Source organism: Pseudaquabacterium rugosum, from assembly GCF_038066575.1.
In the GTDB taxonomy this organism is placed as follows: Bacteria; Pseudomonadota; Gammaproteobacteria; order Burkholderiales; family Burkholderiaceae_C; genus Pseudaquabacterium; species Pseudaquabacterium rugosum.
The window spans coordinates 368,097-389,359 of sequence record NZ_JBBUTF010000003.1; the positions used below are offsets into that span (position 1 = coordinate 368,097).

The following is a 21,263-nucleotide window of genomic DNA, read 5'->3' on the forward strand; positions in this document are numbered from 1 at the left end:
GCGGCGGGTGCCGGCGGCAGGGCCCGAGATGCTCAGTGCAGCGGTGCGCCCGTCTTGGCCTGGAGTTCCTCGCGCGTCACGCCCGGCGCCATCTCGACCACCTTCAAGCCCTCCGCGGTGACATCGAGCACCGCCAGGTCGGTGATGATGCGGTCGACCACGCCGACGCCGGTCAGCGGCAGCGTGCACTCGGGCAGGATCTTCAGCTCGAAGCCCGAGCCGTCCTTCTTGCGTGCCACGTGCTCCATCAGCACGACGACGTGCTTGACGCCGGCCACCAGGTCCATGGCACCGCCCATGCCCTTGACCATCTTGCCCGGGATCATCCAGTTGGCAAGATCGCCCTGGGCACTGACCTGCATCGCACCCAGGATGGACAGGTTGATCTTGCCGCCGCGGATCATCGCGAAGCTCTCGTGGCTGCCGAAGATGCTGGAGCCCGGCAGCGTGGTCACCGTCTGCTTGCCGGCGTTGATCAGGTCGGCGTCGACGTCGGCGTCATCCGGGAAGGGGCCGATGCCCAGCATGCCGTTCTCGCTCTGCAGCCAGACCTCGATCGACGGATCGACGAAGTTGGCCACCAGCGTGGGCAGCCCGATGCCGAGGTTGACGTAGAAGCCGTCCTGCAGTTCCTTGGCCGCGCGGGCGGCCATCTCGTCGTGGGTCCAGGGCATGTCAAGCCTCCTGTCGAGCCGCCTCAAGGGAGGCTTGCGCCCCCTCGGGGGGCAGTGAATGAAATGAACGTGGGGCCATCATGGTCAGGCTCCCTTGGGGTTCTGCCGGGTGGTGCGCTTCTCGATGCGCTTCTCGGGCGTGGCATTGAGCACCAGGCGGTGCACGTAGATGCCGGGCAGGTGGATGCTGTCGGGATCGAAGGTGCCGGTCTCGACGATCTCCTCGACCTCGACCACCGCGACCTTGCCGGCCATGATGGCCGCCGGATTGAAGTTGCGGGCGGTGCGGCGGAAGATCAGGTTGCCGCTCTTGTCCGCCTTCCAGGCCTTGCCGAGGGCCACGTCGGGCACCAGCGCGCGCTCCATCACGTAGGTGTGGCCGTCGAACTCGCGCGTTTCCTTGCCCTCGGCCACCAGCGTGCCCACGCCGGTGCGGGTGTAGAAGGCGGGGATGCCGGCACCACCGGCGCGCAGGCGCTCGGCCAGCGTGCCCTGGGGCGTGAACTCCAGCTCCAGCTCGCCGGCCAGGTACTGGCGCTCGAACTCCTTGTTCTCGCCGACGTAGCTGGAGATCATCTTGCGGATCTGGCGCGTCTGCAGCAGCTTGCCCAGGCCGAAGCCGTCGACGCCCGCGTTGTTGGAGACGACGCTCAGGTCCTTGACACCGGAATCCTTGAGCGCGTCGATCAGCGCCTCGGGGATGCCGCACAGGCCGAAACCGCCGACGGCCAGCAGCTGTCCGTCGCGGACGATGCCGTCCAGGGCCGCCGCGGCGCTGGGGTAGATCTTGTTCATGAGGGGGATGCTCCCGGTGGTGGCGTGGAACGCGTGAGGTCCGCAGCGTACTACGTACGGCATTACGTAGTCGTTACGTAAGATCGCCTAAAGCCGGGCCCGGATCCGCGGCCGCCCGGCCTCGTTCCGCCCGGCCTCGTTCCGCCCGGCCGCATTCCGCCCGCAGCCCGCAGCCCCTCGCCCGATGACCGAGCCCGACTACCGCACCGCCTTCGCCCTGGCCCCGATCGGCCTGGTCATCAGCCGCCAGCGCACCATCGTCGACTGCAACGGCCAGCTGCTGGCCATGTTCGGCGCGCGGCGCGAGCAACTGATCGGCCAGAGCTTCGCCGTGCTGTACCCGAGCGCCGAGGAGTTCGAGCGCACCGGCGTGCGCATCGTCGCCCAGCTCGACGCCCACGGCCGCTATGCCGACGAACGGGTGATGAAGCGCCTGGGCCCGGTCGACGGCGCGCCCGGGCGGGACGGCACCGATGACGCGGCGCTGTTCTGGTGTCACGTGACCGGCCGCGCGCTGGACCCGGCCGACCCGCATGCGGCCGGCATCTGGAGCTTCGAGGACCTGTCGGCACGCCGCCGGCTCAAGGTCGATCTGACGCCGCGCGAACGGGAGATCGCCGCCCTGCTGGTCGACGGCCTGACGAGCAAGTTGATCGGTCGCCGGCTGGACATCAGCCCGCGCACCGTCGATGTCTACCGCGCGCGCCTGATGCGCAAGTTCGGCGCCGCGACGACGCCGGACCTGGTGCACAAGCTGCTGTCCGGCGACTGAGGGTGACCGAGGGTGACGGAAGACGACGGACGGCCAGGCCGCGTGCCGCTGGTGCGGCGCCGGCCTCAGCCCGCGGCCACCTGCAGCAGCCGTGCCCGCAGATCGTCGGGCAGGCCGATCGCACGGCGGGCCCGGTAGTCGGACCAGACGACGGTGGCCCCGCCCTCGGCCACCACCACGTCCGGCGCATCGGCGCGCACGAAGCGGGCATAGGTGTCGACACTGCTGCGACCGATCGCGCCCAGGTAGTGACGACCGATCAGCGTGGCCGGGAAGTCCACCTGCTGCAGGAAGTTGCAGAAGGCGTTGACGATCACCGGGCCCTGCTGCGCATCCTGTTCGCCGGCCCCGCTCCAGGCGCCCGAGGCATGCAGCCAATCGATGCGCAGGCTCTCCATGAAGCGGAAGTAGACGGTGTTGTTGACATGGCCGAGGGCGTCCATGTCACCCCAGCGCACGGGGATGTGCATCTCGTGCACGCAACGCAGGTCGGCGGGCAGGTCCAGGCGCATGGCGGTCCGGGCTCCGGTGGCGGAAGAGGCCCCCAGCCTAGCAGGCCGCGCGGCCGGCCGGCGACCGCACGCCGCCCGGGCGCCCGCGGCGCAGGGCCGTCAGGCTGTGTCCATCCGCCTGTGGTCGTCAGTCGGCCGCAGGGGCCGGCGGCTCGTCCGACGGCTCGTCCGCCGGATCGATGCCGAGTTCGGCGGCCATGCGCAGCACCAGCGCGCGCAGCCGGGCCAGTTCCTCGCCCTGGCGTTCGATCTGGCCCTTGAGCGCGGCCAGTTCACCGGCGCTGACCGCGTCGGCGCCCAGGCTGCCGCCGCTGCCACCGCCGCCCTCGGCCGGACCGGTGGCGATGGCCGCCGGCAGCGCCGCCTCACCACTGAGCAGATGGGCCCAGCGCGATTCGCGGGCGCCCGGCGCACGCTCCAGCCGCACCGCGCGCGGCGGATAACGGTCGGACAGCGCCTGCAGGCAGGCCTCGACGGCGGCGATGTCGGTGAAACGGTGCAGGCGCTCGACATTGGCCCGCAGCTCGGCGGCGGTCTGCGGGCCGCGCAGCATCAGCACGGCCAGCAGCGCGGCACTGGCACCGTCGACGTTCAGGCCGCGCGCGGCGTTGTGCTCATAACGGGTGACCCGGGTGCTCGACGCATCGAACACCAGGCTGGAGCGCTTGAGGCCGTCGATGGCGGTCAGCACCTCGGCATCGGTGGCATTGATGACCGGCTCGCGCGCGGTCTTCTGGTTGCAGCCGGCCACCAGCGCGTTCAGGCTCAGCGGGTAGGTGTCGGGGACGGTGGCGGCCTTCTCGACCAGCACGCCCAGCACGCGGGCTTCCAGGGGGGTCAGATCTCGCATCGGGGTACGGCTCGTGTCGTTGGCGGCGTGCGGGCGGTGGACGGTGGACTCAGGCGCCGAAGCCGTCGTCGGCGCTCAGCACGGCACCGTTGATGAAGTGGCTCTCGTTGGCGCACAGCATCATCAGCGCGGCATCCAGGTCCTGCGGCTTGCCGGTGCGCTTGCGCGGCAGCATCTGCAGCAGGTTCTGGCCAGCGTCGCTGCGCCATTCGGCAGCATTGCCCGGGGTCTCCATGAAACCCGGGCACAGCACGTTGACGTTGATGCCGTACTTGCCCCACTCCAGCGCCATCGCACGGGTCATGTGGATGACGGCGGCCTTGCTCATCGCATAGACGCCCAGTTGCGGGGTCACACGCAGGCCGGCCAGCGAGGCCACGTTGACGATGCGCCCGCCGGTGAAGGTGCCCGGGGCGGCGCCACGGGCGCGCGCGATCATGCGCCGACCGACCTCCTGTGCGACGAGGAAGGCGCCGCGGACATTGGTCGTCATCATCGCGTCGAACTCGTCGATGCCGACGTCCACCAGCTTGTGGGTGGCACTGACGCCACCGTTGTTGACCAGGATGTCGATGGTGCCCATCTCGGTCTCGGCGTGGGCGATGGCGGCCTTGACGCTGTCCGGATCGGTGACGTCGAGCGCGACGACGTGGGCATCGCCGCCGGCCGCCTCCAGCTCGGCGCGCAGCGTCTTCAGCGATTCGCGGTCGGGGGCGGCGAGCACCACGGCAGCGCCCGCGGCGCTCAGCGTGCGCGCGAACTGCGTGCCCAGGCTGCCGGCAGCCTGGGTGACGAAGGCGACGCGGCCGGACAGATCGATCTGGTAGCTCATGGCAGTCGGGCGGGACGACGGCCGACGGCCGTGGCGACCCGCATCTTCAGGGGAACACGGCCTACATGGTACGACGCCACGGGGGCCCCGATCGCGCCTTCAAGCCAGGGCTTGCGCGGGAGATCAAGGCTTGCCGTCGGTCACACCGCCAGGGCCCGTCCGGCGCCGGCCCGCGGTGCGATCAGGGCAGGACACGGACCCGCGGCACGGGCGCATCGCCCTCCGCGGCCGGCAGGGATGCCGGCAGCGCCGCCAGCGCCCCGGGCAGCTGCGGGGCCTGGCCATCGGCGGCGGCCAGCAGGTCCAGCCAGCGCGCGAGCGGCAAGGGACGGGCGAACAGATAGCCCTGGAACTCGTCGACACCGAGGGCGGCCAGGGCGGCGTGCTGGGCCGGCGTCTCCACCCCTTCGGCCACGGTGCGCAGGCCGAGCGCCCGGCACAGCTGCACGATGCCTTCGAGCAGGCGCTGGGCCCTCACGTCGCGGCCCAGGCCGAGCACGAAGCTGCGGTCGATCTTGACCTTGTCCATCGGCAGCGTGCCCAGATGGGCGAGCGAGGAGTAGCCGGTGCCGAAGTCGTCGAGCGCCATCACGAAGCCAGCCTGACGCAGCCGCTGCAGCACCGGCGCGACCTCGTCGATCGAGCCGGCCAGCGCCGATTCGGTCAGCTCCAGTTCGAGCTGGGCCGGCTGCAGGCCCTGGCGGCGGCAGGCGTGCAGCAGCATGGCCTCGATGCCCGGCGTGGCCAGCTGGCGCGGCGACAGGTTGACGGCCACCGGCAGGCTCAGGCCGGCGGCCGCACCGGCCGCCGCCAGCTGGGCCGCCGCATGCACGGCATGGCGGCCCATCAGGCCGATCAGACCGAGCTCCTCGGCCAGCGCGATGAACTCCGCCGGCGGCACCTCGCCGTAGGCCTCGGTGTGCCAGCGCATCAGCAGCTCGCCCCCGGTGCAGCGGCCGGCCGCATCGACCTTGGGCTGGAACTGCCAGGTGAAGGCGTTGCGCTCGGTGTCCTGGCGCAGCAGGCTGCCCAGCATCAGGCGGCGCTGGCGCTCGTCGTCGAGCCGGCGGTCGTAGAAGGCCAGCGGCACGGTGGTCGACTGCCGGGCGGCCTGCAGCGCGAGCTCGGCCTTGCGCATCAACACCCCGAAAGCCGCGCCGTCCTGCGGCGCGCGCACGGCGCCCAGCACGACGCTGACGGTCAAGGAGCGGCCCTCGACGTCGAAGGGCCGCGCCAGCGCCGCCAGCACCAGCTGGGCGACGCTGCGCAAGGCCGTGTCGTCGGCGTCGTCGGACAGCACCAGCAGGAACTCGTCGTCGCCCCAGCGGGCGAGCCAGCAGCCGTCGTCCAAGGCCTGACGCAGACGCTGCGCGACCTGCACCACCAGGGCCTCGGCGGCCTGCGGCCCCCAGCTGGCGTTGACGTGGCGCACCCCATCGACCAGCACGCGCAGCAGCGCCGCACGGGGCTGGCTGCGGCCCAGCAAAGGCTCGAGATGCCATTGCGCGGCCAGGCGGTTGGGCAGGCCGGTGGCCTCGTCCAGCGTGGCCTGGCGCTGCAGCCGCGCCTGGGCCGCCAGACGCTCCCGCAGATCGTGCAGCGCCAGCACATAACCGTGAGCCTCACGGGTACCCGGCCCCTGTCCATCGCCGACGACGGCGTCATCGGCGTCCGGCTGCACGGCCGTCACCGAGCACTCGACCGGCACCTCGCCCTGCGGGCCGCTGACCGGACACTCGGCCTGCCACAGGCCGTGCAGCCGCACCTGGCGCTGCACCAGCTGCGGCGGCCAGCCGCGCGCGGTCAGCCAGGGCTGCAGGCTGGCGCCGGGGGCCAGCACGGCCGCGTCGAGCAGCGCGCGGGCCGAGCGGTTGGCCGCCACCAGCTGCCAGTGCGCGTCGGTCAGCACCAGCGCCTCGCGCGAGCTGTCGAAGGCATGGGCCAGCCGGCGCAGCTGCTGGCGCGCCCGCTGCGGGCCGGTGACATCGCGCAGCGTGCCGATGGCCCGCAGCAGCTGGCCGCCGTCGCCCCGCTGCAGCGCACGGCCGCGCACCCGCCACCAGCGCGCCGGGGCATGGACGGTGCGGCCGCGGAAGTTCAGGTCCAGCTCCTCACCCGGGCCGTTCTGCAACGCGGCCCAGGCCTGGCGCAGGCCTTCGTGATCCTGGGGATGGGCACGGTCGAGGAATTGCGCCACGTCGAGCCGTTCGACCTGGGCCCGCCGCTGCGGGCCGCTGCAACGCCAGAGCAGAAAGCCGCTGCCGTCCCACTCCCAGACGCGGTCGCCGCTGGCCCACAACGCGAGCGGCAGGCGCTCGGGCAGACCGGCGAGCGCCGGCTCGGCCGGTGCACCGGCCCAGGGGCGGACATCGCGATCATCGGGCAGGCTGGCGGGCAGAGACATCGTGCGGTCAGCCTAACCCATGGCCGGCAGTGCCACCAGTGGCGGACTCCGCGACACGGGATCAAGATCCCCCTTCGGGGGCGCCCTGATCATGGGGATGGACAAGGGCACGACGGGCCGGCACGCGGGGTCCGTCATCGTCCGCGGGCCCGGCCAGCGGCGGCCGGGCTGACTAGAATCCCGGGTCCTGCCCGCGGCCTGCGGCCGCCCGGCGCCCTACCCCCGGCACCCACCGGCACCCGAGAGATCCAGGACGTGAAGACCCCCGCAGCGCTGCTCGAACAACACGGCCCGCGCGAGGCCATGGACTACGACGTGGTCATCGTCGGCGGTGGCCCCGCCGGCCTGGCCGCCGCCATCCGCCTCAAGCAGCGCGCCGCCGAATCCGGCGCCGAGCTCTCCGTCGTCGTCCTCGAGAAGGCCGCCGAGCCCGGCGCCCACACCCTCTCCGGCGCCGTCATGGACCCGGGCCCCCTCACCGAGCTCTTCCCCGACTGGAAAGAGCGCGGCGCACCGCTGCACCAACCCGTCACCGCCGACCAGGTCCTCTTCCTCGCCGAGGGCGACGGCACCGCCGCCACCCCGCCGTGGGCCATGCCCCGCTGCTTCGACAACCACGGAAACTTCGTCGTGCGCCTCGGCCACCTCGTCAAGTGGCTGGCCGAGCAAGCCGAAGCGCTCGGCGTCGAGGTCTTCCCCGGCTTCGCCGCCGCGGAGGTGCTGTACGACGACCAGGGCCGCGTCACCGGCGTGGCCACCGGCCACATGGGCCTGGGCAAGGACGGCCAGCCCGGCCCCGACTTCCAGCTCGGCATGGAGCTGCGCGGCAAGTACACCCTCTTCGCCGAGGGCGCCCGCGGCCACCTCGGCAAGGAGCTCATCGCCCGCTACAGGCTCGACGAAGGCCGCGAGCCGCAGAGCTTCGCCATCGGCATCAAGGAGCTCTGGGAGGTGCCCGCCGCGCAGGCACAGCCCGGCCTCGTCGTGCATACCGCCGGCTGGCCGATGGACGACCAGACCTTCGGCGGCGGCTTCCTCTACCACCTCGACGGCAACCTCGTCACGCTCGGCTTCGTCATCGGCCTCGACTACCAGAACCCCTGGCTCAGTCCCTTCGACGAGATGCAGCGCTGGAAGACCCATCATGCCGTGCGTCAGCACATCCAGGGCGGCAAACGCCTGAGTTACGGCGCACGCGCCATCAACAACGGCGGCCTCCACAGCCTGCCCAAGCTCGTCTTCCCCGGCGGCGCCCTGCTCGGCTGCGATGCCGGCTTCCTCAACGCCGCACGCATCAAGGGCAGCCATGCCGCCATCCAGAGCGGCATGCTCTGCGCCGATGCCCTCGTCGACGCCCTGGCCGCCGGCCGCGCCCATGACGAACTCGCCGCCTACCCCGAGGCCTTCGCCGCCAGCACGCTGCACGCCGAGCTCAAGCGCGACAACAACTTCAAGCAGTGGTTCAAGAAGGGCCCGCTGATCGGCAAGATCGGCTTCGGCATCGAGCAGGTGCTGCTGCCCAGGCTCGGCATCGACACGCCCCCGTGGACCCTGCCGCGCACCACCCGCGACCACGAGGCCCTCAAGCCCGCCGCCCAGTGCCGCCGGATCGACTATCCGAAGCCCGACGGCGTGCTCACCTTCGACAAGCTGTCCTCGGTCTTCCTGTCGGGCACGAACCACTCCGAGCACCAGCCGGCCCATCTGCTGCTGACCGACCCCTCGGTGCCCGTGCGCGTCAACCTCGCCACCTACGCCGGCCCCGAGGCCCGTTACTGCCCGGCCGGCGTCTACGAGTTCGTGCCCGACACCGCCGCCCCCACCCCCGGCGCACAGCGCCTGCAGATCAACGCCCAGAACTGCGTCCACTGCAAGACCTGCGACATCAAGGACCCCTCCCAGAACATCACCTGGGTCAGTCCTGAAGGCGGCGGTGGGCCCACCTATTCGGGTATGTGAGGTGAGGTGGCGCGGCCAGCGCCCGCGCCCTCAATCGTGGATGCGCGCGAGCTGGTAGCCGACGCCGCGCGCCGTCAGGATGCGCACCGGGCCGCGCTCGACCTTCTTGCGCAGGCGGTGCACATAGACCTCGACGCAGTTGTAGTTGACGTCGCTGCCCCATTCGAAGAGCCGGTCGATCATCGCCTCCTTGCTGACGTAGCGGCCGGCGCGCTGCAGCAGCACCTCCAGCAGCGAGGCCTCGCGGCGGGACAGCGGCAGCAGCTCACCGTCGAACCAGGCGGTGCGGTGCAGCGGGTCGAAGCTCAGCGGCCCGTGCTTGACCAGCGGCTCGCCGCCACCGAGCCGGCGCCGCAGATGGGCGCGCACACGGGCGCCGATCTCGTCCACGCTCAAGGGGGCTGACAGGCAGTCGTCGGCGCCCAGGTCCAGTGCCGCGATGCGCGCGGCCGGCCCGCCATCGCCGGCCAGCGCGATCAGATGGGCGGCCATGCCGCCCTGGCGCAGCCGGCGCAGCAAGGCGGCGGCCGCGGCCGGCGGCTCGCACAGCCGCAGATCCAGCACCAGCAGATCGAGCGCCGGCTCGTCGACCAGGGCCGGCACCTCATCGGCGCGCTCCAGCTGGTCGACCGCGTGGCCGGCCTCGCGCAGCTGCATCGACAGCCCACGCACCAGCGCCCGTTCGGCGCTCGCGATCACCACCCGCATCGCCACGCTCCCGGCTGGCCACCGCCCGGCACGGCCGCACCGGCGGCGCCCCTGGCCTCAGAACTGCGCATCATCGAGCGCCAGCGTGCTGGCGCTGCCCTCGCGCACCACGGCCGCGGCGGCCGCGGCCTCGGGCAGCAGATGGGTGGCCGCATGGCGGGCGACGGCGATGCGGGTCTGCAGAAAGCCGGCGTCGGCCGCCGCATCGGCGTCGAGCTGCGCCTGCGCCGCGGCCGCGCCGCGGGCCAGCAACCAGCAGCCGACGACGGTGCCGAACTGCATCAGGTGGGGCACGGTGGCCGCCGCGGCCTCGCGCGCCTGCGGGCCGTGGCGGGCCACCTGCAGCGCGCAGGTGGCGGCCAGTTCGGCCACGGCCGGGCTCAGGGCCCGGCCGAGCGCGGCCAAGGCCGGCACGTGGCCGGCGGCCCAGGTCTCGGCCTCGGCGGCGATGCGCTGCAGCAGCGCCGTGGCGACGGCCCCGCCATCGCGCGCCAGCTTGCGGTTGAGCAGGTCGTTGGCCTGGATGGCCGTCGTGCCCTCGTAGATGGTGGTGATGCGGGCATCGCGCAGGTGCTGGGCGGCGCCGGTCTCCTCGATGTAGCCCATGCCGCCGTGCACCTGCACGCCATCGGCGGTCACGCGCTGCGCGCTCTCGGTGCACCAACCCTTGACCACAGGGGTCAGCAGATCGACCAGGGCCTGGGCGGCGGCGGCACCGGCGCCGTGGCCGTGGGCCTCGTCCATGCGGGCGGCCGTGTAGTAGGCCAGCGCACGGCCGGCCTCGTTGCGGGCGCGCATGTCCATCAACATGCGGCGCACGTCCGGGTGGCCGATGATGGTGGCGCTGTCGCCCTCGCCCAGGCCGATGCCACGGCCCTGCACCCGCATCAGCGCGTACTCGCGCGCCGCCTGGTAGGCCCGCTCGCCGATGGCCACGCCCTCCAGGCCGACGTTCAGCCGCGCGTGGTTCATCATCGTGAACATGCAGGCCAGGCCCTGGTGCGGCTGGCCGACCAGCCAGCCCAGCGCACCGCCGCCCTCGCCGAAGGACATCACCGCCGTCGGGCTGCCGTGGATGCCCAGCTTGTGCTCGATCGACGCGCAGACCAGATCGTTGCGCTCGCCCGGGCTGCCATCGTCGCGCGGCAGGAACTTGGGCACCGCGAACAGCGAGATGCCCTTGACCCCGGGCGGGGCGTCCGGCAACCGGGCCAGCACCAGGTGGACGATGTTCTCGGCCACGTCGTGCTCGCCCCAGGTGATGAAGATCTTGGTGCCGGTGATGCGGTAGCGGCCGTCACCGGTGGGCACGGCGCGGCTGCGGATGGCGGCCAGGTCCGAGCCGGCCTGCGGCTCTGTCAGGTTCATCGTGCCGGTCCAGCGGCCCTCGACCATCGGCGGCAGCAGCGTCGCGCACAGCGCCGCATCGGCATGGCGGGCGATCGCCTCGACCGCGCCGAGGGTCAGCATCTGGCACAGGCTGAAGGCCATGTTGGCCGACTTCCACATCTCCAGCACCGCGGTCGACAGCAGCACCGGTGCGCCCTGGCCGCCGAACTCGGTGCGCGCGGGCATGCCGTGCCAGCCAGCCTCGCGGAAGGCCGCATGGGCCTGGGCGAAGCCGTCGGCCGCCCGCACCACGCCGCCGTCCGACCAGCGCGCGCCCTGGCGGTCACCGATGCGGTTGAGCGGTGACAGCACCTCACCGGCAAAACGCGCGGCCTCGTCGAGCACGGCCTCGGCCGTCTCCATGTCGTAGGCGTCGTCGCCGTGGGCGGCCAGCACGGCCTCGAGTCCGCCGATCGCACGCAGCGCGAACAGCATCTCGCGGCGGGGGGCCTGGTAGTCGCTCATCGTCAGAGGTCCTGGAAGAAGTCGTCGAAAGTGAGGAGATGCCGCGGGGCCGGCGCTCAGCGCAGCGCGTCGGTCGAGTGCACCTGCTGGCGCAGCACGTATTTCTGGATCTTGCCGGTCGAGGTCTTGGGCAGCTCGCCGAAGACCACCGCCTTGGGCACCTTGAAGCGGGCCAGCTGATCGCGACAGAAATCGATCAGGACCTGCGCCTCCAGCGTCGCACCGGGCTTGAGCTCGACGAAGGCGCACGGCACCTCGCCCCACTTCTCGTCGGGCATGGCGACCACGGCCGCGCACATCACGGCCGGATGGCGGTGCAGCACGTCCTCGACCTCGATCGAGGAGATGTTCTCGCCGCCGGAGATGATGATGTCCTTGCTACGGTCGCGGATCTTGATGTAGCCGTCGGGCTGCATCACCGCCAGGTCGCCGGTGTGGAACCAGCCGTCGGCGAAGGCCTCCTCGGTGGCCGTGATGTTCTTGAGGTAGCCCTTCATCACGATGTTGCCGCGGAAGCAGATCTCGCCCATCGTCATGCCGTCGGCCGGCACCGGCGCGCCGGTGTCCTGGTCCAGCACGGTGACCGCCTGCTGCAGCGGCCCGGTGACGCCCTGGCGGCCGTTGAGCGTGGCCCGCTCGGCCAGCGGCAGGGACGCCCATTCCGGCTGTTTGGCACACACCGATGCCGGGCCGTAGACCTCGGTCAGGCCGTAGACATGGGTGATGTCGATGCCGATGGATTCACAGCCCTCGATGACGGCGGCCGGCGGCGCGGCGCCGGCGATCAGGCCCTGCAGCGGCCAGTCGATGCCCTCGCGCACGCTCTGCGGCGCGTGGATCAGCAGGCTGTAGACGATGGGCGCGCCGCACAGATGGGTGACGCGGTGCTCGCGCATCAGGCCGAAGATCAGCGCCGGATCGACGCGGCGCAGGCACACGCTGGTGCCGGCCACCAGCGCCAGCGTCCACGGGAAGCACCAGCCGTTGCAGTGGAACATCGGCAGCGTCCACAGATAGACCGGGTGGTGCGGCAGCTGCCAGCCGATCGCGTTGGAGGCCGCGTTCAGGTAGGCGCCGCGGTGGTGGGTGACCACTCCCTTCGGATTGCCGGTGGTGCCCGAGGTGTAGTTCAGCGCGATCGCGTCCCACTCGTCGGTCGGCAGCGTCCAGGGCGCGGCCGGATCGCCTGCGGCCAGGAAGTCCTCGTAGCTGATCTCGCCCAGGCGCTGGCCGGCCGGCGCCAGTTCGTCCTCGACCTCGATGACCAGCGGCCGGTGCTTCGCGTCGATGTGGGCCAGGGCCTTGGCCACGGTGGCGGCGAACTCGCGGTCGGTCAGCAGCACCTTGGCCTCGCCGTGCTGCAGCATGAAGGCGATGGCCTCGAAGTCCAGCCGCGTGTTCAGCGTGTTGAGCACGGCGCCGGTGGCCGGCACGCCGAAATGCGCCTCGAACATGGCCGGCACGTTGGGCAGCATGGCCGCCACCGTGTCGCCGCGGCCGATGCCGCGCGCCTTCAGCGCCGAGGCCAGCCGGCGGCAGCGCGCGAAGGTCTGGGCCCAGGTCTGGCGCAGCGCGCCGTGCACGAGCGCCACGCGCTGCGGATACACCGCGGCGGCACGTTCGAGAAAGCTCAGCGGCGACAGGGCCACGTGGTTGGCCGCGTTGCGGTCGAGGCCGATGTCGTAGGGGCTGGTGCGGGTCATCTGCGGTCTCCTGTGATCCGGGCGACGAGGGGCGGGAGCCGTCGACGTGCATCCTGACGGCCACGGCACGCGGCCGCCAGAGCCGGCCGGCCGTGCAGCGACGACCGGCCCCGGGGCGCATGCCCATCGTCTGTCATCGGGTGAGGATCCGGCCACGACCCAGGGCAAACCCCGAGCGTCGGATGCCGTGATCCTCGATCGGGGCGAAGCTTCGGCGAGGACCTTTGCACCACACGCCAGCCAATGTGACGAATGTTTGCGTCTCCTCGGCGCACCGGGGCCCCTCCCTAGAATCCGCCGCGTGAACCGGCCCGCCCCCGCTCCGCCCCTGCCTTCGCCCCTGCACGCCCCCGTGAACGCCCGCCCGACCGGCGATCCGGCGGCCGGCCCGGCCGTGCCTCCGCCCACCCCCACGACCACGTCCGCGCCGGCCACCGCACCCCACACAGCCAGCGCCAGCGCCGCCGATGCCCTGCTGCAGGCGCACGCGGCCGAGCTCGAACGCCGCGTCGCCGAGCGCACCGCCGAGCTGCGCCGGCGCGAGGAACAGCTGCGCCTGATCACCGACTCGATCCCCGCCCTGGTCGCCTATGTCGACCACCAGCGCCGCTACCGCTACGCCAACCGCGGCTACCGCGACTGGTTCGGGCTGGATCTGGACCGGCCGGCGGCCATCAGCGCACGCGGCTTCCTCGGCGAGGAAACCTTCGCCGCCATCCGGCCGCAGGTCTCGCGCGCCTTCGCCGGCGAGGCCGTCACCTTCGAGTACGACATCACCCGCCTCGACGGCAGCGTGGTGCGGGTGCGCACCTCGCTCGTGCCCGACGTGGCCGACGACGGCCAGATCGCCGGCTGCTTCGAGCTGACCTTCGACATCACCGAGCAGCTGCGCGCCCAGGAGCTGCTGCTCAAGGCGCAGCAGATGGAGGCGCTCGGCCAGCTGACCGGCGGCCTGGCGCACGACTTCAACAACCTGCTGACGGTGGTCGTCGGCAACCTGGGGCGGCTGCTGCGCGAACGCGGCGACATCCCCGAGGTGCGCGAGTACGCCGAGCCCGCGCTGCAGGCCGCCGGCCGCGGGGTGGACCTGCTGCGCCGGCTGCTGAGCTTCGCCCGCCGCCAGCCGCTCAAGCCCGGCGCGGTCGACGTCGCCCAGGTGGTGGCCAGCGTGACCCGCATCGTCACCCGCACGCTGCCCGAGACGCTGGAGCTGGATCTGCAGGTCGGCCGCCAGCCGCTGTGGGCCTGGCTGGACGCCAGCGAGCTGGAGAACGCGCTGCTGAACCTGCTGCTGAACGCGCGCGACGCGGTGGCCGTCCTGGGCACGGGCCGGGTGCAGGTGCGCACCGAGGCGCGCCGGCTGGACGCCGCGGCGGCCGGTGCGCTCGGCCTGAGCCCGCCGGCCGAGGGCCAGCCGGTGCGCTGCGTGCGCCTGACCGTGCGCGACGACGGCTGCGGCATGGACGCGGCCACGCTGCGCCGAGTCTACGAGCCCTTCTTCACCACCAAGCCGCCGGGGCGTGGCAGCGGTCTCGGTCTGGCCATGGTCTACGGCTTCGTGCGGCAGTCGCGCGGCGCGATCGAGATCGACAGCCAGCCCGGGCTGGGCACCGCCGTCCACCTGTGGCTGCCGGCCTGCGACGCACCACCGCCCGAAGCCGCCTTCGATGATCCGGCCCCGCCGGGCGATGAGGCGATGAGCACCGGCGGCCGGCCTGGGCCCGGCACCCCGGCCGGCGCCGATGGCGGCTGCGGCCTGGCCCTGCTGGTCGAGGACGAGGACAGCGTGCGCGAGGTCGTGCGCCGCCACCTGCTGGACCTGGGCTGGGCCGTGCTGGAGGCCGCCGACGGCGCCGAGGCGCGGGCCATCCTCTGCCACACCCCCGGCATCGGCCTGCTGCTGAGCGATGTGGTGATGCCCGGCGGCATCGACGGCCGCACGCTGGCGCGCGAGGCCCGCACGCTGCACCAGGTGCCCCGCGTGCTGCTGATGAGCGGCCATGTCCCGGAGCGGCCTGAACGCCCGGAGGACGCCCCCCCGGCCACGCGTGGCCATGCCGACAGCGCCCATGGCAGCCACAGCAGCCACGGCAGCGAGCCCCCCGCCCCGCTGCTGCTCAAGCCCTTCACCCAGGCCCAGCTCGCCCGCGCGCTGGCCGCCGCCGGCCCGCCGGCCGCGGTCGACGAAGCATCGCGATGACGTACCCTGCCGCCCCCGCCAGCCCACCTTCCGCCGCCGACGGCGCCCCGCTGGTCTTCATCGTCGACGACGATGCCGAGATCACCCGCCTGCTGGAGCTGACGCTGCAGGAATACGGTTATGCGACCCGCGCCTGGACCCAGGGCACGGTGATGCTGCGGCGCCTGGCCCATGAGCGGCCGGACCTGTGCATCGTCGACCTCGGCCTGCCCGACATCGAGGGGCTGGAGCTGGTGCGCCAGATCCGCGCGATCAGCAACACCGGGCTGCTGATCCTGTCGGTGCGCAGCCACATGGCCGACCGCGTGATGGGCCTGGAGCTGGGCAGCGACGACTACATGGCCAAGCCCTTCGAGCCGCGCGAGCTGGTGGCCCGCGTGCGCAGCATCCTGCGCCGGCGCAGCGCGCCGGGCAGCGATCCGGGCCAGCGCCGCGTGGCCGGCTTTCTCGGCTGGCAGTTCGACCTGGCGGCCAATCTGCTGCGCAGCCCGGACGGCGAGGAGCAGCTGCTGGGCACGGCCGAATCGCAGGTGCTGCGCGTCTTCGTCGAGCGCCCGCACCAGATCCTGACCCGCGAGCAGCTGGTCGGCAGCCGTGATCTGCCGCCGCAGGACCGCAGCATCGACGTGCGCATCTCGCGCCTGCGCCGCCGGCTGGAGCCCGACGCGACGCGGCCGACGGTGATCAAGACCGTCTACGGCGCCGGTTATCTGTTCACGCCGCACGTCAGCTGGCAATGAGTGCCGGGCACGGCCGCTGACAGTGCGGCCGGTGATGCCGGGACGGCCACACCGGGCCGCCGTCCGACGGGCCTCATGCCACGGCCCCGCCGCCGCCCCCTTTTTCCTCACATCGAACATCAGGAGACCGACCCCATGCGCACGCCCGAGACGCTGCTCGAACAACACGGCCCGCGCGAGGCCATGGACTACGACGTGGTCATCGTCGGCGGTGGCCCCGCCGGCCTCGCCGCCGCCATCCGCCTCAAGCAGCGTGCCGCCGAGTCCGGCGCCGAGCTCTCCGTCGTCGTCCTCGAGAAGGCCGCCGAGCCCGGCGCCCACACCCTCTCCGGCGCCGTCATGGACCCGGGCCCCCTCACCGAGCTCTTCCCCGACTGGAAAGAGCGCGGCGCACCGCTCCACCAACCCGTCACCGCCGACCAGGTCCTCTTCCTCGCCGAAGGCGACGGCACCGCCGCCACCCCGGCCTGGGCCATGCCCCGCTGCTTCGACAACCACGGCAACTTCGTCGTGCGCCTCGGCCACCTCGTCAAGTGGCTCGCCGAGCAAGCTGAAGGCCTCGGCGTCGAGGTCTTCCCCGGCTTCGCCGCCGCGGACGTGCTGTACGACGACCAGGGCCGCGTCACCGGCGTGGCCACCGGCCACATGGGCCTGGGCAAGGACGGCCAGCCCGGCCCCGACTTCCAGCTCGGCATGGAGCTGCGCGGCAAGTACACCCTCTTCGCCGAGGGCGCCCGTGGCCACCTCGGCAAGGAGCTCATCGCCCGCTACAGGCTCGACGAAGGCCGCGAGCCGCAGAGCTTCGCCATCGGCATCAAGGAGCTCTGGGAGGTGCCCGCCGCGCAGGCCCGGCCCGGCCTCGTCGTGCATACCGCCGGCTGGCCGATGGACGACCAGACCTTCGGCGGCGGCTTCCTCTACCACCTCGACGGCAACCTCGTCACCCTCGGCTTCGTCATCGGCCTCGACTACCAGAACCCCTGGCTCAGTCCCTTCGACGAGATGCAGCGCTGGAAGACCCATCATGCCGTGCGTCAGCACATCCAGGGCGGCAAACGCCTGAGTTATGGCGCTCGCGCCATCAACAACGGCGGCCTCCACAGCCTGCCCAAGCTCGTCTTCCCCGGCGGCGCCCTGCTCGGCTGCGATGCCGGCTTCCTCAACGCCGCCCGCATCAAGGGCAGCCATGCCGCCATCCAGAGCGGCATGCTCTGCGCCGACGCCCTCGTCGACGCCCTGGCCGCCGGCCGCGCCCATGACGAACTCAGCGCCTACCCCGAGGCCTTCGCCGCCAGCACGCTGCACGCCGAGCTCAAGCGCGACAACAACTTCAAGCAGTGGTTCAAGAAGGGCCCGCTGATCGGCAAGATCGGCTTCGGCATCGAGCAGGTGCTGCTGCCCAGACTCGGCATCGACACGCCCCCGTGGACCCTGCCACGCACCACCCGCGACCACGAGGCCCTCAAGCCCGCCGCCCAGTGCCGCCGGATCGACTATCCGAAGCCCGACGGCGTGCTCACCTTCGACAAGCTGTCCTCGGTCTTCCTGTCGGGCACCAACCACTCCGAGCACCAGCCGGCCCACCTGCTGCTGACCGACCCCTCGGTGCCCGTGCGCGTCAACCTCGCCACCTACGCCGGACCCGAGGCCCGTTACTGCCCGGCCGGCGTCTACGAGTTCGTGCCCGACACCGCCGCGCCCACCCCCGGCGCACAGCGCCTGCAGATCAACGCCCAGAACTGCGTCCACTGCAAGACCTGCGACATCAAGGACCCCTCCCAGAACATCACCTGGGTCAGTCCTGAAGGCGGTGGTGGGCCCACCTATTCGGGCATGTGAGGGCCCGCCGTGGCCGGCCGTACGGGCCGTATCGGGCAAGGCCTGGCCGTACCGGATCGTGTATCGGGTCGTGTGCCGGGCCGCCGGCGTGCACGGCCGCCGTCGAGCGCTCCGCACAGGATTGAGCGGTCACCGCCCCGCTGATCCGCCCTTGGCGCGCGGGCCGGTTGCCGAGAATCGGTGGCCATATGGATGCGCCGGATCGCGACTCGCTGATCGACCGGGTGGTGGCTTGGCACAACAGCCACCCCCTGGCCCTGCGCGTCTCGCGCGAGCAGGTGCACAGCCTGGGTGAGGTGGTGCTGCCCTTCATGGGCCGGCAACCGGCCCCGGCCCCGGCCCCGGCCGCGGCCGATACCGCCGCCCCCGCCTCCGTGGCCGGGCCCGCCGCCGGATCGCCGGCCGGCGCCGTCACGGTGGCCGCCAACGAGCAGCTGGCCGACGACCCCCACGCCGACGGTCCGCCGCCGATTCCACGCTCGGCGCACGACATTCCGGAACTGCCCGACGACGAACTGAGCCGCCAGATGGCCGCCGCCTTCGGCTCGGCCTTCGCCTCCCCCTCACGCGACGGGATCGACCCGGCGGGGCCCAGGCCCGACCTGGACCGGGATGACGCCACACCGGCCGACCGGGCGCCGGAGGACCGGACACCGGACGACGTGTCGGGCACGCCCGGTGCGCCGCCCGGGGCCGCCGGCGCGGACACGGACACGGACACGGACACGGACACGGACACGGGCTCGGGCTCGGGCTCGGGCTCGGACACGGCCGCCTGGCGCCCGCCCGGGGCCGACGACATCGACCTGGCCGACGCCCCGGCCACCGGCGCAGGCCCGGCCGACGATCCCCCTCCGGCCGCGGCGGAGGGCGCTGCCGAGGCCGGCGCGGACTCGGCGGCGGACACGGCCACGGAAGCCGCCGTGGAGGCTGACACGGCGGCCGCCACCGAGGCCGCCGACGACGATGACCCCTGGGCCGCCGCCCTCGCCGAGCAGGCCGCCGCCAGCATCGGGCCAGCGGATGCGGCGGGTGCTGCGGATACGAGCGCGGCTGCGGATGCGGGTACGGATGCGAGCGCGGCTGCGGCTGCGGACGCTCCCTCCTCCGCCGAGCCACCCACCGCCGACGCGACCACCGACCCCGCCACCGTTCCGTCCACCGACGCCCCCACCACCGCAGAGCAGCCACCCGCCGAGGAAGACCCCTGGGCGGCAGCCCTCGCCGAACAGGCCGCCGCCAGCGCCACGCCAGCGGCCCCCACGACCCCGGATCCCGACGAGCCAGCAGCCGCGGCCCCTGACATCTCCCCGGCGGAAGCTGACACCGCCACCGCAGCCACCGCGACCACCGCAGCCACCGATCCGCCCCCCGACGCCGCGCCCCCCGACGCCGCGCCCGCCACGGCCGACGATGCGGCCACGGCAGCGCCGAACGCGCAGATCCCGCCGGCCCGCACCCCCCCGGGCGATCCCGCGAACGAGGCCTCCTCCGACCTCGGCCTCGACCCCGACCTCGCCGCCAACCCCACCACCGATCCCACGCCCCGTCCGGCCCTCGACCCGGCCAGCGGCCCCGACGGCGCACGGCCGTCCGGCGGTCTGGCCGAGCGCGCGACCGCCGGCCCGTCGACCGCGGCGGTCACCGCGGCGGACACCGCCGCGGCACAGGACGCGGCCTCACCCGACACCGCGCAGGCCACGAGCACCCCGTCCCTGGCGGCCGCGCTCGACCAACGCGCGGCAAGCCAGACCGGCCCGGGACGACCGCAGGGCGACGGCCATGCGCCCGACGACACCCCCGCATCCGCTGCCGCGCCCGGGCGTCTGGCCGCCGCGCTCGGCGACGGCCCGGCCCATGGCGGCTGGCGGGCCCGACTGGATGGCGTGGCGCCGGACGGCACGCCCGTCGATCCCCTGGCGGACGACGCGCAGGCCGCGGCCGCTGCGCGGACGACGGCCGCCCCACAGGCCATGCCGGCGGCCGACGGGCCTGACCAGCTCGATGCGGCCGATGCGCCCGACAGCGATTTCTTCCATCCCTCCGCCGCGGCCCGCCGGGGCACGGCGGCGGCCACGGCGCCCGGAGCCGGCCCGCACGGCCGCGGCCTGCAGGCCTGGCTGGCGCGGCTGAAGGCCCGCTGGGCCCGGGCCTGGGCCCGGCGCCGTCGCGCGGCCGGCCTGAAGCCGGCCTTCCGCGAGGACTTCGCCTGGCCGCTGACGCCCGCGGCCATCGCCCGCTGGGCGGCCTTGCACGGCAGCGACGGCCCGCTGGCGCCATCGACCTGGCCGCGCCGCCAGCTCGAACCCGAAGCGGCGCTGAGCGCCGGCGCACGGCACACAGGCGCCGTCCACCCGCAGAACCTGCACCTGATGACGGCCGGCATCGGCGTCGGCGACCGTCGGCTGCGGGTCTTCATCGGCGCTGACGGCCAGATTCTGGGCCCGCGTGCACTGCACCCGCGCCGCGTCGCGCTCGCCCTGGCGCTGGGCCTGACCCTGGCCAGCGGCAGTGCCTGGGCCGGATGGCGCTGGTGGCAGCACCGGGCCCACACGCAGGCCGTCGCGGATCTGCACGCCCCGGCGTCCGCCTCGGCACCGGCTGCGGTCCCGGCCGCCCGGGCCTCGGCCCCGGCATCGGCCCCGGCCTCCGACGCCGGAGCGGATGCGGCGGCCCACGCCACGGCGGATCCTGCAGCGGAGGCACCGGCCGAGGCCGAAGCCCATGCCGCGTCCGGCAGCCCTGCCGCAGCCGCCAGCCGGCCGGCATCCGCCCCCCGGACCGGAGCCGCGGCCCCCGCCCACACGGCCCCGCCCGTGCCGGCAGAAGCCGCCGAGGCCGGCACGGGGAGCAGAACCGCCGAGGCCGGCCCGTCGAGGCCTGCAGCGCCGCCATCGGCCGCGGCCGACGTGCCCACCACCGTGCTGGCGCCGCCGGCCTCGGCCGCGATGGAGGATGCGCGTGCCGCCCGCAGCCGCGTGCTGGCCCGCGAACGGGACATCCGGCCCGAGATCCGCCCGCGCCTGAGCGCCGAGGACAAACAGCAGGCACGCGAACTGGCCGCACGCCTGCGCGGCGAACCGCCGCCGCCGGCCGAGGAACAGCAGGTGTTCGCCGTCATCACCGCCCCGGTGGACGAACGCCTGATGGCCGAGCGCGACGCCGACGCGCTGCGCCGTGCCGCAGCCCGCATGCCGCCCCCGCGGCCCGATCACGTCGAGGTCATCGCCCAGCCCGACGGCCGCTGGCGCGCCACCTGGTGGCCGTTCAGCTCACTGGCCGACGCCGAGCGCATGCGCATCTGGCTCAACGGCCGGGACGTGCGCAGCGAGGTGATCCTCTTCTGAACGGTGAACGGTGAACGGTGAACGGTGAACGGTGAGCCGTGAGCGCTGAGCGATGCGCGCTCAGCGCCGCCGAG

15 protein-coding genes are annotated in these 21,263 nt (G+C 73.2%); 6 read left to right on the forward strand and 9 right to left on the reverse strand.

Annotation, left to right across the window (positions count from 1 at the left end; genetic code table 11):
- Positions 1-32 precede the first annotated feature (32 nt).
- The gene (locus AACH11_RS04180; protein WP_341372936.1) at positions 33-674 is read right to left on the reverse strand and encodes a 3-oxoacid CoA-transferase subunit B; all 642 of its coding nucleotides are present in this window, start codon (positions 672-674) and stop codon (positions 33-35) included.
- 84 nt (positions 675-758) lie between these two features.
- A complete protein-coding gene (locus AACH11_RS04185) occupies positions 759-1,469 on the reverse strand; it encodes a CoA transferase subunit A (protein ID WP_341372937.1) in 711 nt (236 codons plus the stop codon).
- Between the two features lie 184 nt (positions 1,470-1,653).
- Between AACH11_RS04185 and AACH11_RS04190 the strand changes: the two genes are divergently transcribed.
- Positions 1,654-2,241, forward strand: a complete 588-nt coding sequence (locus AACH11_RS04190; RefSeq protein WP_341372938.1) for a LuxR C-terminal-related transcriptional regulator — start codon at positions 1,654-1,656, stop codon at positions 2,239-2,241.
- A 65-nt stretch (positions 2,242-2,306) separates the two neighbouring features.
- Here AACH11_RS04190 and AACH11_RS04195 read toward each other — a convergent pair whose 3' ends face one another.
- From AACH11_RS04195 to AACH11_RS04210, 4 genes are all read right to left on the reverse strand, one after another.
- Complete coding sequence (locus AACH11_RS04195) at positions 2,307-2,753, reverse strand: acyl-CoA thioesterase (RefSeq protein ID WP_341372939.1); 447 nt, start codon at positions 2,751-2,753, stop codon at positions 2,307-2,309.
- Positions 2,754-2,880: 127 nt separating this feature from the next.
- On the reverse strand, positions 2,881-3,603 hold the full coding sequence (locus AACH11_RS04200; protein WP_341372940.1) for a YceH family protein: 723 nt from the start codon (positions 3,601-3,603) through the stop codon (positions 2,881-2,883).
- Positions 3,604-3,652: 49 nt separating this feature from the next.
- A complete protein-coding gene (locus AACH11_RS04205; RefSeq protein WP_341372941.1) occupies positions 3,653-4,435 on the reverse strand; it encodes an SDR family oxidoreductase in 783 nt (260 codons plus the stop codon).
- Between the two features lie 181 nt (positions 4,436-4,616).
- Complete coding sequence (locus tag AACH11_RS04210) at positions 4,617-6,839, reverse strand: putative bifunctional diguanylate cyclase/phosphodiesterase (RefSeq protein WP_341372942.1); 2,223 nt, start codon at positions 6,837-6,839, stop codon at positions 4,617-4,619.
- A gap of 303 nt (positions 6,840-7,142) precedes the next feature.
- Between AACH11_RS04210 and AACH11_RS04215 the strand changes: the two genes are divergently transcribed.
- On the forward strand, positions 7,143-8,798 hold the full coding sequence (locus AACH11_RS04215; protein ID WP_341372996.1) for an electron transfer flavoprotein-ubiquinone oxidoreductase: 1,656 nt from the start codon (positions 7,143-7,145) through the stop codon (positions 8,796-8,798).
- 30 nt (positions 8,799-8,828) lie between these two features.
- Here AACH11_RS04215 and AACH11_RS04220 read toward each other — a convergent pair whose 3' ends face one another.
- The 3 genes from AACH11_RS04220 to AACH11_RS04230 are packed head-to-tail and all read right to left on the reverse strand — an operon-like array spanning position 8,829 to position 13,063.
- On the reverse strand, positions 8,829-9,506 hold the full coding sequence (locus AACH11_RS04220) for a winged helix-turn-helix domain-containing protein (RefSeq protein WP_341372943.1): 678 nt from the start codon (positions 9,504-9,506) through the stop codon (positions 8,829-8,831).
- 57 nt (positions 9,507-9,563) lie between these two features.
- Positions 9,564-11,360 (reverse strand): acyl-CoA dehydrogenase family protein, encoded by a 1,797-nt coding sequence (locus tag AACH11_RS04225; RefSeq protein ID WP_341372944.1) that lies wholly within the window; start codon positions 11,358-11,360, stop codon positions 9,564-9,566.
- A gap of 56 nt (positions 11,361-11,416) precedes the next feature.
- A complete protein-coding gene (locus AACH11_RS04230; RefSeq protein WP_341372945.1) occupies positions 11,417-13,063 on the reverse strand; it encodes an acyl-CoA synthetase in 1,647 nt (548 codons plus the stop codon).
- A gap of 352 nt (positions 13,064-13,415) precedes the next feature.
- Here AACH11_RS04230 and AACH11_RS04235 point away from each other — a divergent pair, with 352 nt between their 5' ends.
- From AACH11_RS04235 to AACH11_RS04250, 4 genes are all read left to right on the forward strand, one after another.
- A complete protein-coding gene (locus AACH11_RS04235) occupies positions 13,416-15,263 on the forward strand; it encodes an ATP-binding protein (RefSeq protein WP_341372946.1) in 1,848 nt (615 codons plus the stop codon).
- Positions 15,260-16,003, forward strand: a complete 744-nt coding sequence (locus AACH11_RS04240; protein ID WP_341372947.1) for a response regulator — start codon at positions 15,260-15,262, stop codon at positions 16,001-16,003. The genes AACH11_RS04235 and AACH11_RS04240 overlap by 4 nt, the downstream gene beginning before the upstream one ends.
- Positions 16,004-16,138: 135 nt before the next feature.
- Positions 16,139-17,842 carry an electron transfer flavoprotein-ubiquinone oxidoreductase gene (locus AACH11_RS04245; protein ID WP_341372948.1) on the forward strand — a complete coding sequence of 568 codons (1,704 nt, stop codon included), beginning with the start codon at positions 16,139-16,141 and terminating at the stop codon, positions 17,840-17,842.
- A gap of 188 nt (positions 17,843-18,030) precedes the next feature.
- The gene (locus AACH11_RS04250) at positions 18,031-21,189 is read left to right on the forward strand and encodes a hypothetical protein (RefSeq protein WP_341372949.1); all 3,159 of its coding nucleotides are present in this window, start codon (positions 18,031-18,033) and stop codon (positions 21,187-21,189) included.
- Positions 21,190-21,263: the final 74 nt, after the last annotated feature.

Coding starts and splice junctions, on each gene's coding strand:
- AACH11_RS04230 (WP_341372945.1), bottom strand. CDS start 13,063: ATGACCCGCACCAGCCCCTACGACATCGGCCTCGACCGCAACGCGGCC.
- AACH11_RS04250 (WP_341372949.1), top strand. CDS start 18,031: ATGGATGCGCCGGATCGCGACTCGCTGATCGACCGGGTGGTGGCTTGG.
- AACH11_RS04215 (WP_341372996.1), top strand. CDS start 7,143: ATGGACTACGACGTGGTCATCGTCGGCGGTGGCCCCGCCGGCCTGGCC.
- AACH11_RS04220 (WP_341372943.1), bottom strand. CDS start 9,506: ATGCGGGTGGTGATCGCGAGCGCCGAACGGGCGCTGGTGCGTGGGCTG.
- AACH11_RS04185 (WP_341372937.1), bottom strand. CDS start 1,469: ATGAACAAGATCTACCCCAGCGCCGCGGCGGCCCTGGACGGCATCGTC.
- AACH11_RS04190 (WP_341372938.1), top strand. CDS start 1,654: ATGACCGAGCCCGACTACCGCACCGCCTTCGCCCTGGCCCCGATCGGC.
- AACH11_RS04200 (WP_341372940.1), bottom strand. CDS start 3,603: ATGCGAGATCTGACCCCCCTGGAAGCCCGCGTGCTGGGCGTGCTGGTC.
- AACH11_RS04225 (WP_341372944.1), bottom strand. CDS start 11,360: ATGAGCGACTACCAGGCCCCCCGCCGCGAGATGCTGTTCGCGCTGCGT.
- AACH11_RS04180 (WP_341372936.1), bottom strand. CDS start 674: ATGCCCTGGACCCACGACGAGATGGCCGCCCGCGCGGCCAAGGAACTG.
- AACH11_RS04210 (WP_341372942.1), bottom strand. CDS start 6,839: ATGTCTCTGCCCGCCAGCCTGCCCGATGATCGCGATGTCCGCCCCTGG.
- AACH11_RS04195 (WP_341372939.1), bottom strand. CDS start 2,753: ATGCGCCTGGACCTGCCCGCCGACCTGCGTTGCGTGCACGAGATGCAC.
- AACH11_RS04245 (WP_341372948.1), top strand. CDS start 16,139: ATGCGCACGCCCGAGACGCTGCTCGAACAACACGGCCCGCGCGAGGCC.
- AACH11_RS04205 (WP_341372941.1), bottom strand. CDS start 4,435: ATGAGCTACCAGATCGATCTGTCCGGCCGCGTCGCCTTCGTCACCCAG.
- AACH11_RS04240 (WP_341372947.1), top strand. CDS start 15,260: ATGACGTACCCTGCCGCCCCCGCCAGCCCACCTTCCGCCGCCGACGGC.